Origin of the sequence: Acinetobacter sp. SM1B, from assembly GCF_003289665.1 — a bacterium.
Taxonomy (GTDB): Bacteria; Pseudomonadota; Gammaproteobacteria; order Pseudomonadales; family Moraxellaceae; genus Acinetobacter; species Acinetobacter schindleri.
On the sequence record NZ_QMBM01000001.1, the window covers coordinates 716,005 to 730,258 of the forward strand.

A 14,254-nucleotide genomic window follows, 5' to 3' on the forward strand; every position below is an offset into this window, starting at 1 on the left:
CTACTTATAAGAAAATATCAATCTATAGAAAATATGAGCTAAGTGTTATTAAGTATATATTAATAAAAAACAATCAGCCTTAAAAATATAAGCTGCTGAAATTTAAATAAATTACTAGAATTAATATATTATTAAAGTATATATTTTTAGAATTTTATATGGTTATTTATATACTTAAGTTTATCAATTGTTTGAAAATTCAATCAGTCATGTCAGAATGCAATTGATGAAAACAGATAAGATCAAATCTAGGATGACATATGAATAATCTTGAAGTCGGGCAGCAGGTCAAACTGGCTCAGTTTGAGCAATACATCTTTAAAGTAACTGCTACACATCAGGATGGCACTTATACCGTAGAAACACAGCTCGACGGTCAGCAAGTATTGAGTTATCAAAATGTCGCTCAGGAAATGTTAAGACTCAGTGCTGACTAAAGGATGAGTAGAAGAATTTATCTATGAGAGGTTATGAAAACAGTCTGGATAAATTCTTAATTCAATCTATATACAGATTATTCATCATGAAAATAATAAATGAATAATGATTTTCTGGAATACAGGTTCGATGGAATATCATTCAAGCGGCTTCTATTATATTTATTTCTGTATGAAATCATTTTTCATATAAATAATAATGATGGATTTTTTGCCGAATAGAACATTTAATTAGTAGTAAAAACGATATAATAATGTGCTTATATCATTGTCATTCAAAGAGTTCAAAGAAAGCGATGGCCCCATTAGATCAAATTGCACCAGCTTCAGACGATCAGTCAGAATTAACAATGACTGTTCTTATGACGCCAGACATGGCGAATTTTTCAGGAAATGTCCACGGTGGTACCATTCTGAAATTGCTGGATCAGGTTGCTTATGCCTGTGCGAGCCGCTATTCAGGCAGTTATGTGGTTACGCTGTCCGTGGATAAAGTGAATTTTAAAGAACCTATTCACGTGGGTGAACTGGTGACTTTCCTGGCGAGTGTGAACCATGTGGGCCGTACTTCGATGGAAATCGGGATCCGTGTAGAGGCGCAGAATATCCAAAAACGTACTGTGCGTCATACCAACAGCTGCTACTTTACTATGGTGGCAGTCGATGAAAATGGTAAACCGCAACATATTCCGCCACTGAATCTTGATAATGACTGGAAACGTTGTCGTTTTGAAGCAGCTGAACAGCGTAAGATTGCTCGACTGCAAGAAAATCATCATCCTTCTTGCAGTATTTATAAGAAAACAGCCCACAGCTAATTTCTATAAAGTGAAAAAAGACCTCAAATTTGAGGTCTTTTTTTGGCCTGTACTTTTCATATGGACTGGTCATAACCCTATAAATCATCTAATATGAAACGATACGTATCGTTTCGTTTTTTGATGGATTATATGACACTAGAAGAAAAAGGCTCACGTCGTCAGAAATGTATTTTGCAGGCGGTGGCGGAAGCATTGACTGAATATGAATATCATCAGCTCACCATTGAAGATGTCGCTGCACGGGCGGGGGTGGGTAAGTCCACCATTTATCGCTGGTGGAAACATAAGTCTGAACTGGTTCTGGATACCTTCAGAGCACATACCGCGTCTATTTTTGATCTGGATTTTTCCAGGTCCTTGGAAGATAACCTGGTACAGCAATTAATACGGTTATCTCAGGCACTGGATCATCCGGTAGGACGGGCATTACTGGTGGTGATGGCTAATCATCGTGAACTTGCAGGGGAATTTTTCACCCAGTATCTGCTACCGCGTCGAGAACAAATGCGCGGCTTGATCCAGCAAGCGATTGAGCGTGGAGAAATCTATGGGGACTATAATTTTGAATTGATGCTGGACTGTTTGTACGGGCCGATTCACTACCAGATTATCTTTTTTAACAAAATGCCGGATGAGAATTATATTCGCGCGCTGGTTGCACTGAACCTACAGCCTGCAAGACCTCAGGCCTGATTTTAGAATTTTCTGTATATAGTTGGTTTTTATGTCTAGCACGACAGCTCCCTTATGGAATCGCTCATTTATTTTGTGCGTACTGAATAATTTATTTCTGTTTACCTATTATTTTGCCCTGATCGCGATTTTGCCAATCTACATCACCACGGATCTGGGTGGAACGGTGAAAGAAGCGGGCTTGGCGCTGACCTTATTTTTGGTGTCTTCTATTGCCATTCGTCCTTTTTGAGGTTTGATTATTGAGAAATTGGGTAAGAAACTGGCGATGCGTGGGGCAGGACTCCTATTTGCGCTGTTTGCCTTTAGTTATCTGCTGATTGATAGCATGAGTTCACTACTAATCGTGCGTTTTCTGCATGGCATCTGGTTCAGTATTTTGACTACGGTGACCGTACCGGTAGCCAATGACTTTATTCCGGATCAGCGTAAAGGGGAAGGTATGGGCTATTTCGTCATGTCGACCAATCTGGGCGTAGTATTTGGTCCGCTGATTGCTTTAACTACGATTCAGTTCACCAGCTTTCAGATGCTATTTGGCATTCTCGCCGTCCTGATCAGTTTGGGTTTGATTTTTAGTTTAATCTTGAATATTCGAGAGCTGCCTCAAGCGAAACTAAAAACCGCAGAAAAATCGCGATTAAGCTTGCAGGATATTATCGAAACAAAAGTCCTAGCTGTGAGTTTTGTAGCGCTACTTACTGCATTTGCTTATTCCAGTATTACCAGCTTTATTACGGTCTTTGCAGAGACCAAGCAGCTGCTAGCCTATGTCAGCCTGTTCTTTATTGTCTTCGCGTTGTCCATGTTGCTGGTACGTCCTTGGGTCGGTAAGTTTTATGACAGTAAAGGTCCAGACGCCGTGATCTACCCATCATTGATCTTTTTTGCCTTAGGTCTGGTGCTGGTCACTTTAGTCAATAATCAATGGATGTTGTGGCTCTCCGCTGTTTTCATTGGGATTGGCTATGGTTCACTTTTCCCATGCCTGCAAACTCTGGCGATTCAGGCGGTGGAGAAACAGCGTATGGGACATGCCATCTCAACCTTCTTTACCTTGTTTGATCTTGGTTTGGCAGTCGGGTCTGTAATGATGGGTATTTTTATAGCGCATTGGGGGTATCAAACCACATATATGTTATGTGCGATGATAGTGATATTGACTCTGCTGGTCTATCGATACACCATATCCAAAAAACGAACAAAAATAGCGATATAACAGGAATAAGAACATGGAACTTAGACATTTACGTTATTTTTGTATGGTTGCACGCGAACTCAACTTTACTCGTGCTGCGGAAAAGCTAAATACAGTGCAGCCTTCTCTTAGCCAGCAGATCAAAGATCTGGAACAGGAAGTTGGGGTCAAGCTATTAGAACGTTCTAACCGTAAAGTTGAGCTGATCGAAGCAGGAGAGGTATTTCTCAAAGAAGCTTTGCAGAGTCTGGAACATGCTGAACGGGCGATCCAATTGGCTCGCCAAGTCGCAGAAGTGGAAAAAGAGCATCTGGATATTGGTTTTGTACCTGTGGCAGAAATGAAAATTTTCCCTTACATCATGCCGAATATCCGTGCGCATTTTCCGGATTTAAAAGCCCAGTTCCATAGCTTGACCGATGCTGAACAGTTCTCATGGCTTCGCCAGGGGACAATTGATATCGCTTTTACCCGCTATCCAGATCCTTCAGCAGAATTTGAATCGATCAAGATTTTTGATGAGCCATTAACCTTGATCGTACCGCGCGACTCCGATGTAAGAGATATACCTGCCTTAAGTATCAAGAATCTTGCAGGACGTAACTTCGTGATCAGTGATGAACAGGCTTCACCTCAGCTCTTTAATATCATCCATGAATTTCTGAACAAGTCCGGTATTAAGGTCAATGTGGTACAGCATTCCACCAATATTTTGCTGAATGTGAATCTGGTCGGTATGGGAGTAGGCTGGAGTTTAGTACCGGCTTATGTCATTCCGTTATTAGGTGAAAATATTGTGGTGAAAAAGACCATCGAGCCGCTCCCGATGATTGGTTTGTATGCGACTTATCGCAAGGATCAAAAACATGAAGTGATTAACCTGATCCTGAAAGTGTTAAAAGAAAAATTCTGCCTGGATTTATTTTAATTTAGGGAGAGGGATCGGCTAGGGAAACCGACACAGATGAGGATGAAATGATTGGTAGCATATCCTCACTAATCTCACTCTAAAATAACGCTATATTCAGGGAATAAAATAAACCATAGGTCCACGATTATGATGACCTTATATAATAATCCGCAGTCTCGCGGCCTGACTTTGTTGCCCTTGCTGAAAGAGCTGGAAATTGAAAATCAGCTTGAGCAGATTGAAATTGCTTATACTGAGATGCACCAGCCAGCTTATGAGCAGATTAATCCCATGGGCAAGGTTCCATGTCTGGTGGATAACGATATTGTCATTTCAGAAATGGCAGCAATTTATGTCTATCTGGCAGATAAATATCGGGAGAAAGGTCTGGCACCTGCACTAGATGACCCTAAACGCGGGGCTTATCTGAAATGGATGTTCTTCTGCCATGGTCCTTTGACTGAATATATTGATATCAAAAACCTCAAGGTACTTCAGACAGAGATCGAAAAGAATCGTAGAAGCCTGAGCTTTGGTCACGAAGATTCTGTGTTTAGTTTCCTTAAGCACGAAATACAGAAAGCGAATCCATATTTACTTGGTGAAAAATGTTCGGCTGCAGATTTATATGTGGCTTATTGTTTAATCTTTGCTATTTCCTCCGAAATATTACCACCTTTTGATGAGTTCAAGCCTTTTCTACAGCAGATGGCGTACCGTGATTCACTCAAAGATATTCCATGGTTTCAGCGATACCGTACTTAGCTGAAACCTTATTTATTGTCATCCATACATAAAAAAACCACGCCGTAGCGTGGTTTTTTAAGTCAGGTCAATTATTATTTAACATGAAGCTTGTTGAACAGCGCCTTGCTTGTGCTTTCCATAGATTGAGGAATGGCAAGAGCTGCTACGAAGCGGTCTGGACGCAGGATGACGATAGAATCTTGGGTCTTGCCAAACCATGTATGGATATCAGTGCCGATATCACCAATGGTAATAACATCTTCATATTGCTTGCGCTGTTGATTAGACAGCTGGACCGCAGGAATGACCTGAATGAACTTCACACCAAGTTTTTTTCATTGCTGCATTGATTCCTTGCTTAAGCCCCATTTCGGATCTACACCCCAGGCAATGATAGCAAAGTCATTACCAATGACTTCATCCAGTAATACTGTTTCACCAGATTCCAGTTTGACCTGTGGCTGAATGAACATTTTGCCAACTGGAGAATCTTTCTGAGTATTTGCCAGTAACGCACCATCATGATATTTCGGCATTGGTTTAAAGCGCATTTCCAGCAGGTACTGTTTGATTGGCTTAATATAGTTCAATGCATAGGCAATACCGTCACGCACAAAACCTTGCCATTTTTTCGGTGGCGCTAGCACATGGCCTGCCATGACTGAAAGATCGATCATCGCTTTGGCATGGTCCTTACGTTCTATCTGGTAAGAGTCCAGTAAGTCTGGGCCTGCTTTGCCTTGTACCACTAGTGCTACTTTCCAGGCCAGGTTAAAGGCATCACGCATACCGCTGTTATAGCTTTGACCTTGCCATACAGGCATAATGTGCGCAGCATCACCGGCAAGCAGAATACGGTCGGCACGGAATTTGTCCGCAATACGCGCATTATGGGTATAAACACGCTGACGGATCACTTCAATACCATCAGTATTTGGCAGGACTTTAGACAAGAGTTAGGCAATATTTTCTGGCTTGCTCAATTCTTCCTGCGTTTCACCTGGCATGACCATGAATTCGAAACGACGGATACCGTGAGGCAGGGCAGCAGATACATAAGGGCGCACCGGGTCACAGCACAGGTAAATATGCGGGGTTGCCAATGGGTCATTGTCGATATCGATCACAATCCACTGGTTTGGTGCAGTTTCACCCTCAAATGGAATATTTAAAGTACGACGCACATAAGAGTTACCGCCATCACATGCGATCAGGTATTGCGCGCGTACAACTTCTGAGCCGCCATCTTTAGTCTGGACATTTAGTGTCACGCTGTCAGCATCCTGGCTGAAATGAGTCAGGTGACGAGAGAACAGTACTTCAGTTTTCTTATACTTTTTTAGACCTTGCAGTAGAACATTGTCTACCTGTGGCTGAATAAATGCGTTACGGCGAGAGAAGCCAAGCTCACGCGTCAGTGGTTGAATATCCGCAAAACAGCGACCTTTTGGAGTCAGGAAACGCATCGCATGGTTAGGTGTAGTATGTGGAAGAACCTGATCCACCAGACCTAATGATTGAATCGTACGCAATGATTCATCATCAATGCCAATTGCACGAGGGTAATCAATCAGGCTGTCCAGCTGTTCAACTATAGTGACCTGTACACCCTGTTTACTCAGGTAGTTGGCAATCGTCAGGCCTACCGGACCTGCACCCAAAATGGCTACTTCAGTTGTGTAATTTGCATTGCTCATCGCAAGGTTCCTTAAATCCGTCCAGAATGAAGTTGATTAAGGGCTAAATCCAAAGTCTAAACAAGCTATGCCATAGTCGGTGTTACATAGTTATAATGCATGGTGAAAAAACAATTTTAATATTTATATTTTTGATAAATAATAAAATTTATAAATATATCTCATAGTCGGGAGTGATTTAATAATCATCATTTATTATGATGGAAAGCAAAAAGAGCTTAGAAAAATGGCTGAATGCAGAGGTCTGCAATCAGCCATTTAAAGTTCCTGTAGAGTATGGACCATAAATCCACTGGAGAGTTACCCAACAGGAGCTATGAGTACCCGAATGAACGGCTACTCATTATCGGTAAAAGCAAAATTGCCTTATTGAGCAGATGATGCTTTTGGTGTTTTAGTTGCAGGTTCTGCAGCTGCTTCTGAAGCTGGTTGTTCTGCAGTCGCCGGAGCAGTTGCAGCTTGAGTTTCAGGAAGCTCCTGAGTGCTCACGACCACTTTTTCTTCTTCAGTTGTTGTTTTGCTATCTGTGGTTTTAGTTGCTGCGAAGCTAGTTGCCGCTGCTGCACTTAGTGTGGTTGCAAGTAGAATTTGAGCATAGTTCATGTTTGGCATCCTTATAGGTTTTATTCACAAGTCATTTATTGTGTTGACCATCACATCAACACAACAGGGACTTATGCTAGGGGCTGAAAATTCGTACCGCAATTGATTTAACAGAAGCTATAGAACAATGTGTACGTCCGGTATACAAAACTCAGGGTTATGTTTTATTTTTGTTAAATTTAACCCCAAAAAATCAATTAAAATGTTTTAAAACATTTCATAATTGATTAAATTTTAAGCTTGTGTCAGTAGTTGCCTACGCTGAAAATTGGTAAAAACTGACAGAATTGAAGTTTTGAAGAACTTACTAGTTAAGTCAGTAAATTAACTCCCTGTAAGCCAAATGGCATTGTTATAATGTATCAATTTCCTCATTTTCATTGCTATGTGAGCTCGCCTTGAAACTCCTTTCTCCTTCATCTGCAGTGCCCGTGCATATTATTTCCGGTTTTTTAGGGGCAGGAAAAACCACACTACTGAAGCATTTGCTCAGTCAAAAGCCGGAAAATGAAGTCTGGGCAGTATTGATGAATGAGTTTGGTCAGATTGGCGTGGATCAAGCCTTATTACCACAAGATGAAGGCTACGCAGTCAAAGAACTATTGGGTGGCTGTTTATGCTGTAGCAGTCAGTTGCCAATGCAGGTGGCATTGTCCCGATTATTATCTGAATCCAAGCCAGATCGACTGTTTATTGAACCAACCGGGTTAGGGCATCCAGCGCAGTTATTGGAACAGCTCACAGAACCGCACTGGCAGACTCATCTGAAGATGCAGGCATTGATTACTGTCGTCGATGGTTCGCGTTTGCATGATCAGGTCTGGACGACCCAGAACCTGTATGCCGATCAGCTCAAGGCTGCACATATTGTCATTGTGTCACATACCGATTTAATGACTGCAGAAGATCAGGAAAGTTTGAAGCAGCTACAGCAGGAGTACCAAGCTTATAACCAGGTCTGGTTATTTAGTGCAAATGGCCAGATTGATATTGAACAGCTCAAGCAGGACTATATTGGTTCTGTTCGTCAGATTCAGCCCTTGTTAAAACAGCAGCGTTCCCTTGGTGCAGATGAGGTTGCAGTGAAAATCCAGCAGCTACCTTATCATTATGTGGAATCCGCCCAAGGTTATGCAGTGGCTGGCTGGAAGTTGCCAAAACGCTGGCAGTTTGATTTTTATGATCTGCTTGATTTGCTCTGTGAACTGCAGGACTGGCTACGTATCAAAGGGATTTTTAATACCAATCAGGGCTGGAAAAGCTTTAACTTTAATCCGGAGCAGTTTAACTATCAGTCAGCAGAAGAGGGTATTGATAACCGGGTCGAGATTATTTACCAGACTGAACGTGACTGGCTGAATTTTGAAACTGCGCTGATGCAATGCCGGATTGATGCGGAAGCAGGACATTCTGCTAGCTAAATTTTCTGGCATGGCGATAAATCTGTTCAGCAAAATCGATATAAATCTTATATGCTAGGCGCCAAATTTGAGGATTGTGTTATGGCGCTTAAAGCAACGATTTACAAGGCTGACCTGAATATTGCCGATATGGATAACCATCGTTATCAAGACTATCAGTTAACGATGGCATTGCATCCTTCGGAAACCATTGAACGTCTAATGGTGCGTGTTTTGGCTTATGCACGTTTTGCTGGTGAAGCGCTTGAATTTACTAAAGACCTGTTTGAAACTGATGAACCTGCTCTCTGGGAGAAAGACCTGACCGGTCAATTGATACAGTGGATCGAAGTCGGCTTGCCCGATGAAGATAAGGTCAAAAAGGCAAGTGCCCGTTGCAAGAAAGTTGCCGTCGTGGCTTATGGTACTTCTGTTGATGAATGGTACAAGCGCAGTTCTAAACTGAAGACCCTATCCAATGTGGAAGTTTGGAAGCTGTCTCCGGCCAGTACCGAAGCGATACAACAACTGTGTGAACGCACTATGCAGTTGCAGCTAAACATCATGGATAGTGAATGGACTTTGATTGGCGATCAGGCACAGGCTGTGATTGAGTGGGAACAGTTACAATAACAACTCACAAGGATGCAAGTTTCGACTTGTATCCTCGCCCCAATATTTCGTATATCTGGAGAGAATAATAAGTTCCAGGGACGAAGCATGTATCATGAACTTTATGATTTGCTGTTAGCAGTCGTGATTGGTGCAGTTATTGGGGCAGAACGGGAATATCACAGTAAGTCTGCCGGACTGCGCACCATGATCATGGTCAGTCTGAGTTCCTGTCTATTTACTATTATTTCCTTAAAAATCGGCGTCGCCAACCCCGACCGTCTGGCAGCCAATGTCTTAACTGGCCTGGGTTTTCTGGGAGCCGGCGTGATTTTAAAAGATGATAACCGGATTTCTGGTATTACCACTGCAACCACAATCTGGATGACAGCTGCACTGGGCATGGCAGTCGGTGCGGGCTATGAACTGTTAAGTGTCTGGGCAACGGTGATCGTACTGATCGTACTGGTTCTACTGGTCTATGTGCAACGTGGGATTGAGCATCTGAATCAAGAAAGAAATTACGAAATTGTCTGTCCTTTTGAGCAGCATGAGCCGGATCATTATGAAAAACTGTTTAAACAATACAAATTAAAAGTCATTCATTCCAGTCAGCAAAAAATTGACCGGCGGATCACAGGCCGCTGGATCCTGATGGGTTCGGCTAAAAATCACCAGAAATTAACCCAGTATTTATTACAGGATAAGAAGATTCAGGAACTCAGCTTTTGATCCATTGCAGTTAAAGTCTGAGGAATTTGGCTCAATCGCGTTTATACTAGTGCTATTTGCAAAATGAAGGATATGGGCGATGACCAAAGAACTAGAAATTATTGACCTGGTGGTGGGTGAAGGTAAAGAAGCGGTAAAAGGTGCACTGATTACCACGCATTACACTGGCTGGCTGGAAGATGGAACCAAGTTTGATTCATCGCTGGATCGTGGCAACTATTTTGAGACGGTCATCGGCACTGGCCGTGTGATTAAAGGCTGGGATCAAGGCATTATGGGCATGAAAGTAGGGGGTAAACGTAAGCTGATCGTACCTGCTCACCTGGCTTATGGTGAACGTAAAATGGGGAACATTATCCCGGCGAATTCCAACCTGATTTTTGAAATCGAACTGTATGACGTTAAAACACGTGACTGATATTATGTGACTTTCTGAACAGTACAATATGTCAGGAATTCAGCAGCAGGATAGCTCGTCGGTTATCCTGCTTTTTTATATGAAAAATCATTGGCAATATCCAACATTCCACGTACATTAGAATTAATAACAGTAGTTACAGGATGGTCTTTTTGCTCAGATTTAGGGGGATTATGCTGATATTGGCATCGTGGTTGATGCTGATATTTTTGATGGGGACTACACGGATCGTGTGGGCTCAATATGATGCTGCTCCAGAATCTTATTTCCTAGCTCATCAGAATGAGGTCACCGAACTAAAATTTGATGAAGATAGTACCACCTTGTTGCAAGGCAAATGGCAGTTCTATCCACGTCAGTTCATTGAGCAACCAGATCCTGAACTCGAATCACAAGTAGTTGAACTTCCAGCTTCATTCAAGAGTCTCACCGGAACCAATGCCACTTATGGCACTTTTATTAGCCATTTTAAAATTCCCAAAAAATTTATCGGACAACGTTTAGCGATTCAGATTCCGAGTCAGTATGGTGCTTATAGCATTTATTTAAATGGGGATATCTTGCTGCGTCTTGGTGAAATCAGTAAAACCCCGACCAGGCAGGTGACTGAAAAGGCACCTAAGATCGCATCTTTTGTGCCACAGAATGAATATTTTACCTTAAGTATTCAGGTTTCCAACTATACTAATTTGCATGGCGGACTAGAAAAGCCTCTGAAAATTGGCCCCTCTGCGACCATTAATCGACAGTTTATGCTGCAAATGATGAGTATCGCCGTGGTCTGTGGCACAGTGCTGGGTGTAGGACTATTTACCATTTTATTTTCCCTGTTTCGCGGATCTGTGGAGCGAAATAGCCGCAGTGTATTTATTTTTGGCTTATTTATTATTTTTTTGGCATTGCATAATCTGTTTTCTGCGCCACATCCATACGCTATTGTTAGTAAAATCAGTTGGTTATGGGGAGCTCGTCTAGAATATCTGTTCACTTTTCTGGCAATCTTATTCTTCCTGAGCTACATGTACCTGTTTAAGCCGCGTTATATCCGACGTTCAATTTATTACGTAGGTGCGGGATTACTGATTTTTAATATCGCAGTAACATTGTTCAGCACACCGGAAGTTTTTGAGCGTCTGGCTTTGTATAGTGTTATCTATGGTCTAGTGATACTGGGTAATTTTATTTACGGGTTTTATGTGACACTTTCTCAAGGGGATGAATATTCGTCCACTAACCTGTTTGCCATCATCTTTCTGTGTGTGACTTTTCTTAATGATTATCTGGTATTACTGAATGTAATTGAGAGCGTGCATCTGTCATTTATTTCGACCAGCCTGTATGCCTTGATTATTATGTTTCAACAATCTCGTAATTATGCCCATCAAACCTACTATACCGAGCGACTGAATAATAAATTAATGGTCTTGAACAGTTCACTGGATCAGAAAGTTCGAGAAAGAACAGCCCAGTTACATGAACTGAATACCAAACTGCAGTATCAGATTAATGTCGATGCATTGACTGGCGCCTATAACCGGCGTGCCTTAAATGAAGAAATCCAGCGCCTGTTTAATCAGACCATTCAACATCCTGAACAGACCTTGTCCTTTGCCATGATCGATGTAGATTACTTTAAAAAATATAATGATTATTATGGTCACTTAAAAGGTGATGAAGTATTGCAACGGCTGGTTCAAGTGATGCAGCAGGTTCTGCCTAAACAGGGGTATCTAGCGCGTTACGGAGGGGAAGAATTCGCAATTCTGTTACATGATATGCCGATTGCGGAAGCCCGGGAAATTCTTGAAATTGTCCTGCTTGCAGTGCGGGCAGAACAGTTAGAGCATGACAACCGTGGGGATGATAAAGATTATGTTACTGTAAGTATAGGGGTTGCCTATATGGATGCTCATCATCCTTATGCTGATATTCATACACTAATGAAAACAGCAGACCAGCATCTGTATGAAGCCAAACTTGCAGGTAGAGACCAAATCAAAAGCAAGGCTGTTGCAGCCTGATCAGAACTGAGGATAGGTGCTGGAAGATAAAGCTTTGAACAGGTGCAACGCAGGTTCATCCTGCATGTGGGGAGAAGTATTCTGAAAACCAAGTTTAGTATAGTAGGGCAATGCAGTTCGTGTGGTTTCAATTTCGAGACGGTCAATTTTTTTAGGCGTCATAAAATCCAGCATGTAATAAAATAACTGTGTTCCATATCCCATGCGCTGCATACCGCTACTTACATAATGCATGCGGATTTCTCCCTGATCACTTACGATCAGAAAACCGACCACTCTGTCATGTACGGTATATACCCAGCAATCGTTATACAGCATTTCCACAATCAGGGTGGAATGGGTAAATGCTTCAAGCCAGGTTTGTATACGGGTTTCCTCACGTTGATGATCCATGACACAGGAGCGAATACTGTCATGAACAACATGTACAATTTGAGGAATATCCTGAACCTTTCCTTCACGAATCATAAGGCAAATTTAACTAAACTAAATAATAACGAGTGTTTCATTTAGCAGCATCTAAAGTATGAATGAAAGCCTAGGATTGTTATATTTTTAGGGAATTTTCCGGCAAAAAAGCCCTTTATGCAGCGTTTCTGTGGCGCATTTGTGTGGCTTGTTTAAATTGTTAGACAGCGTGTATTGATTTTTATTCGCATTTCCATTAGAGCTAAATTCTTTAGTCAGTATAAAAAATATTTTAGAAGTATTTAAAGAAATCATCCTATAGTGGGAAATATAAAGTTTTCGAAATATTTTGAAATGACTAAAGTTGGGTATTTTTCAATCAATATGTTATGGTTTGTAAATGAACTGTAATTGAGTAGATCTGTGGTTACAGATTGAAGATAAGAAAAATGAATAAGAGGCTTAGCCTATGGTCAAAGTAATGCTTATTATCTGTAGTGTTTTGGTGATGTATGTTGCCTGGATAATCGCCTTCAAAATCTATAAAGCCCGCTATCATGGTCAGCGCTTAAAGCCTGAAGCAGTGCCGCCATCTTCCCAAGATCAAACGTCTATTTCTAACGCACAAAAGCCACATGAACTGGCTATGACGGTAGATGCTTATGAGCTAGAACTGTTCGATGATATCGCTAAAATGTTATTTAAGCAGCCCGCGATCATTACCGAGCGTACTCAGGCTGAAGGGTTACAGCAGAAATGGTTGAATCGAATGCCGTTGCAGACCAATAGTGTGATCCGAAAAATGGACTTGGGAGAGTGGTCTATTTACTGGAATTTTTATGGTCAATCCATCGAGTATTATGTGGGACGTTATGGAGTTTTCTATACGCATGTGGACCGGCATGGAGAAGAACATCGATATGAACATCGTTTCGAGTCAGACCATGCACATTGTGCCTAATAAAGTTTTGAATGAATACGGATAACTGTTCAGGTTGATGCAATCTGTTTGGTCTATAAATTTCTTAACTATTAATAGCCCTCATTCTTGTTTTTTGTCTATTGATGAAGCCAGTGCATATATTCTATAGGATCGAGATCCTCAGCCATATGTCACTGTGCAAATATCCCTGTCTGTTATTCGCAAGCAGTCAGCATGCTAAAATCTGCTTTTGTCAGGCGCACGACAATGCTGATTGACTTCCGGCAGGCCCAACTGGGTCTTTTTATCGAATTGGCATGGAAAATTCAGGCACAGCCGCAGCAGTATCTCCAGTTTGATTCGGTATCAGATTTTTATAAGGCTACCTGGCTGAATGATTTTCCGAAAGGTACGACCTGGTATACCTCTGGGCTGGATGATGGTGCAGATGAGTTTGAAGCTGTCATTTACTATCCCGGAGCCAAGCTGATCATCAGTAGTGGCGTGAAAACTCAAGTGTGGTTAAAGGTGGATGATTGACTTATGTGCCTTAATTTACCTAAACACTGCATAATGACTCTGGATCAGAAATTCAGTTTAATACTTTCGATATACAGCAAAGTTATCTGATTCTG

Annotated in this window: 14 protein-coding genes and 2 pseudogenes; 13 read left to right on the top strand and 3 right to left on the bottom strand. The window is 41.6% G+C overall.

The window, feature by feature from the left end:
• Positions 1-260: 260 nt before the first annotated feature.
• From C8322_RS14365 to C8322_RS03405, 6 genes and pseudogenes are all read left to right on the top strand, one after another.
• Positions 261-437: a hypothetical protein gene (locus tag C8322_RS14365; RefSeq protein WP_004814805.1), complete on the top strand. Its 177-nt coding sequence runs from the start codon at positions 261-263 to the stop codon at positions 435-437.
• A gap of 296 nt (positions 438-733) precedes the next feature.
• Complete coding sequence (locus C8322_RS03385) at positions 734-1,255, top strand: acyl-CoA thioesterase (protein ID WP_004814807.1); 522 nt, start codon at positions 734-736, stop codon at positions 1,253-1,255.
• A gap of 132 nt (positions 1,256-1,387) precedes the next feature.
• Positions 1,388-1,951: a TetR/AcrR family transcriptional regulator gene (locus C8322_RS03390; RefSeq protein WP_171260588.1), complete on the top strand. Its 564-nt coding sequence runs from the start codon at positions 1,388-1,390 to the stop codon at positions 1,949-1,951.
• A 31-nt stretch (positions 1,952-1,982) separates the two neighbouring features.
• Positions 1,983-3,170, top strand: a pseudogene (locus C8322_RS03395) (MFS transporter).
• A 13-nt stretch (positions 3,171-3,183) separates the two neighbouring features.
• A complete protein-coding gene (locus C8322_RS03400; protein WP_111810388.1) occupies positions 3,184-4,077 on the top strand; it encodes a LysR substrate-binding domain-containing protein in 894 nt (297 codons plus the stop codon).
• 129 nt (positions 4,078-4,206) lie between these two features.
• On the top strand, positions 4,207-4,824 hold the full coding sequence (locus C8322_RS03405; protein ID WP_111810389.1) for a glutathione S-transferase family protein: 618 nt from the start codon (positions 4,207-4,209) through the stop codon (positions 4,822-4,824).
• A 74-nt stretch (positions 4,825-4,898) separates the two neighbouring features.
• Here the strand turns inward: C8322_RS03405 and C8322_RS03410 are convergent.
• Together C8322_RS03410 and C8322_RS03415 are read right to left on the bottom strand one after the other, a co-directional pair.
• A pseudogene (locus C8322_RS03410) lies at positions 4,899-6,503 on the bottom strand (bifunctional 3-(3-hydroxy-phenyl)propionate/3-hydroxycinnamic acid hydroxylase).
• 366 nt (positions 6,504-6,869) lie between these two features.
• The gene (locus C8322_RS03415) at positions 6,870-7,106 is read right to left on the bottom strand and encodes a hypothetical protein (RefSeq protein WP_004814820.1); all 237 of its coding nucleotides are present in this window, start codon (positions 7,104-7,106) and stop codon (positions 6,870-6,872) included.
• Between the two features lie 398 nt (positions 7,107-7,504).
• Between C8322_RS03415 and C8322_RS03420 the strand changes: the two genes are divergently transcribed.
• The 5 genes from C8322_RS03420 to C8322_RS03440 all read left to right on the top strand — a co-directional run bounded on the left by C8322_RS03420 (position 7,505) and on the right by C8322_RS03440 (position 12,289).
• Positions 7,505-8,527 (top strand): CobW family GTP-binding protein, encoded by a 1,023-nt coding sequence (locus tag C8322_RS03420; RefSeq protein ID WP_111810390.1) that lies wholly within the window; start codon positions 7,505-7,507, stop codon positions 8,525-8,527.
• A gap of 81 nt (positions 8,528-8,608) precedes the next feature.
• Entirely contained in the window at positions 8,609-9,139 is a 531-nt protein-coding gene (locus C8322_RS03425) for a YaeQ family protein (RefSeq protein WP_111810391.1), read from the top strand.
• Between the two features lie 87 nt (positions 9,140-9,226).
• Complete coding sequence (locus C8322_RS03430) at positions 9,227-9,850, top strand: MgtC/SapB family protein (RefSeq protein ID WP_004814826.1); 624 nt, start codon at positions 9,227-9,229, stop codon at positions 9,848-9,850.
• Between the two features lie 79 nt (positions 9,851-9,929).
• The gene (locus C8322_RS03435; RefSeq protein ID WP_004891857.1) at positions 9,930-10,268 is read left to right on the top strand and encodes an FKBP-type peptidyl-prolyl cis-trans isomerase; all 339 of its coding nucleotides are present in this window, start codon (positions 9,930-9,932) and stop codon (positions 10,266-10,268) included.
• Positions 10,269-10,441: 173 nt separating this feature from the next.
• Positions 10,442-12,289: a diguanylate cyclase gene (locus tag C8322_RS03440; protein WP_108675414.1), complete on the top strand. Its 1,848-nt coding sequence runs from the start codon at positions 10,442-10,444 to the stop codon at positions 12,287-12,289.
• Here C8322_RS03440 and C8322_RS03445 read toward each other — a convergent pair whose 3' ends face one another.
• Entirely contained in the window at positions 12,290-12,757 is a 468-nt protein-coding gene (locus C8322_RS03445) for a GNAT family N-acetyltransferase (RefSeq protein WP_108675413.1), read from the bottom strand.
• 409 nt (positions 12,758-13,166) lie between these two features.
• On the opposite strand from C8322_RS03445, the gene C8322_RS03450 reads away from it, so the two are divergent.
• Positions 13,167-13,658: a hypothetical protein gene (locus tag C8322_RS03450; RefSeq protein ID WP_108675412.1), complete on the top strand. Its 492-nt coding sequence runs from the start codon at positions 13,167-13,169 to the stop codon at positions 13,656-13,658.
• Between the two features lie 228 nt (positions 13,659-13,886).
• A complete protein-coding gene (locus C8322_RS03455; protein WP_108619379.1) occupies positions 13,887-14,159 on the top strand; it encodes a hypothetical protein in 273 nt (90 codons plus the stop codon).
• Positions 14,160-14,254: the final 95 nt, after the last annotated feature.

Coding starts and splice junctions, on each gene's coding strand:
- C8322_RS03440 (WP_108675414.1), top strand. CDS start 10,442: ATGCTGATATTGGCATCGTGGTTGATGCTGATATTTTTGATGGGGACT.
- C8322_RS03450 (WP_108675412.1), top strand. CDS start 13,167: ATGGTCAAAGTAATGCTTATTATCTGTAGTGTTTTGGTGATGTATGTT.
- C8322_RS03455 (WP_108619379.1), top strand. CDS start 13,887: ATGCTGATTGACTTCCGGCAGGCCCAACTGGGTCTTTTTATCGAATTG.
- C8322_RS03400 (WP_111810388.1), top strand. CDS start 3,184: ATGGAACTTAGACATTTACGTTATTTTTGTATGGTTGCACGCGAACTC.
- C8322_RS14365 (WP_004814805.1), top strand. CDS start 261: ATGAATAATCTTGAAGTCGGGCAGCAGGTCAAACTGGCTCAGTTTGAG.
- C8322_RS03405 (WP_111810389.1), top strand. CDS start 4,207: ATGATGACCTTATATAATAATCCGCAGTCTCGCGGCCTGACTTTGTTG.
- C8322_RS03385 (WP_004814807.1), top strand. CDS start 734: ATGGCCCCATTAGATCAAATTGCACCAGCTTCAGACGATCAGTCAGAA.
- C8322_RS03430 (WP_004814826.1), top strand. CDS start 9,227: ATGTATCATGAACTTTATGATTTGCTGTTAGCAGTCGTGATTGGTGCA.
- C8322_RS03390 (WP_171260588.1), top strand. CDS start 1,388: ATGACACTAGAAGAAAAAGGCTCACGTCGTCAGAAATGTATTTTGCAG.
- C8322_RS03445 (WP_108675413.1), bottom strand. CDS start 12,757: ATGATTCGTGAAGGAAAGGTTCAGGATATTCCTCAAATTGTACATGTT.
- C8322_RS03435 (WP_004891857.1), top strand. CDS start 9,930: ATGACCAAAGAACTAGAAATTATTGACCTGGTGGTGGGTGAAGGTAAA.
- C8322_RS03415 (WP_004814820.1), bottom strand. CDS start 7,106: ATGAACTATGCTCAAATTCTACTTGCAACCACACTAAGTGCAGCAGCG.
- C8322_RS03425 (WP_111810391.1), top strand. CDS start 8,609: ATGGCGCTTAAAGCAACGATTTACAAGGCTGACCTGAATATTGCCGAT.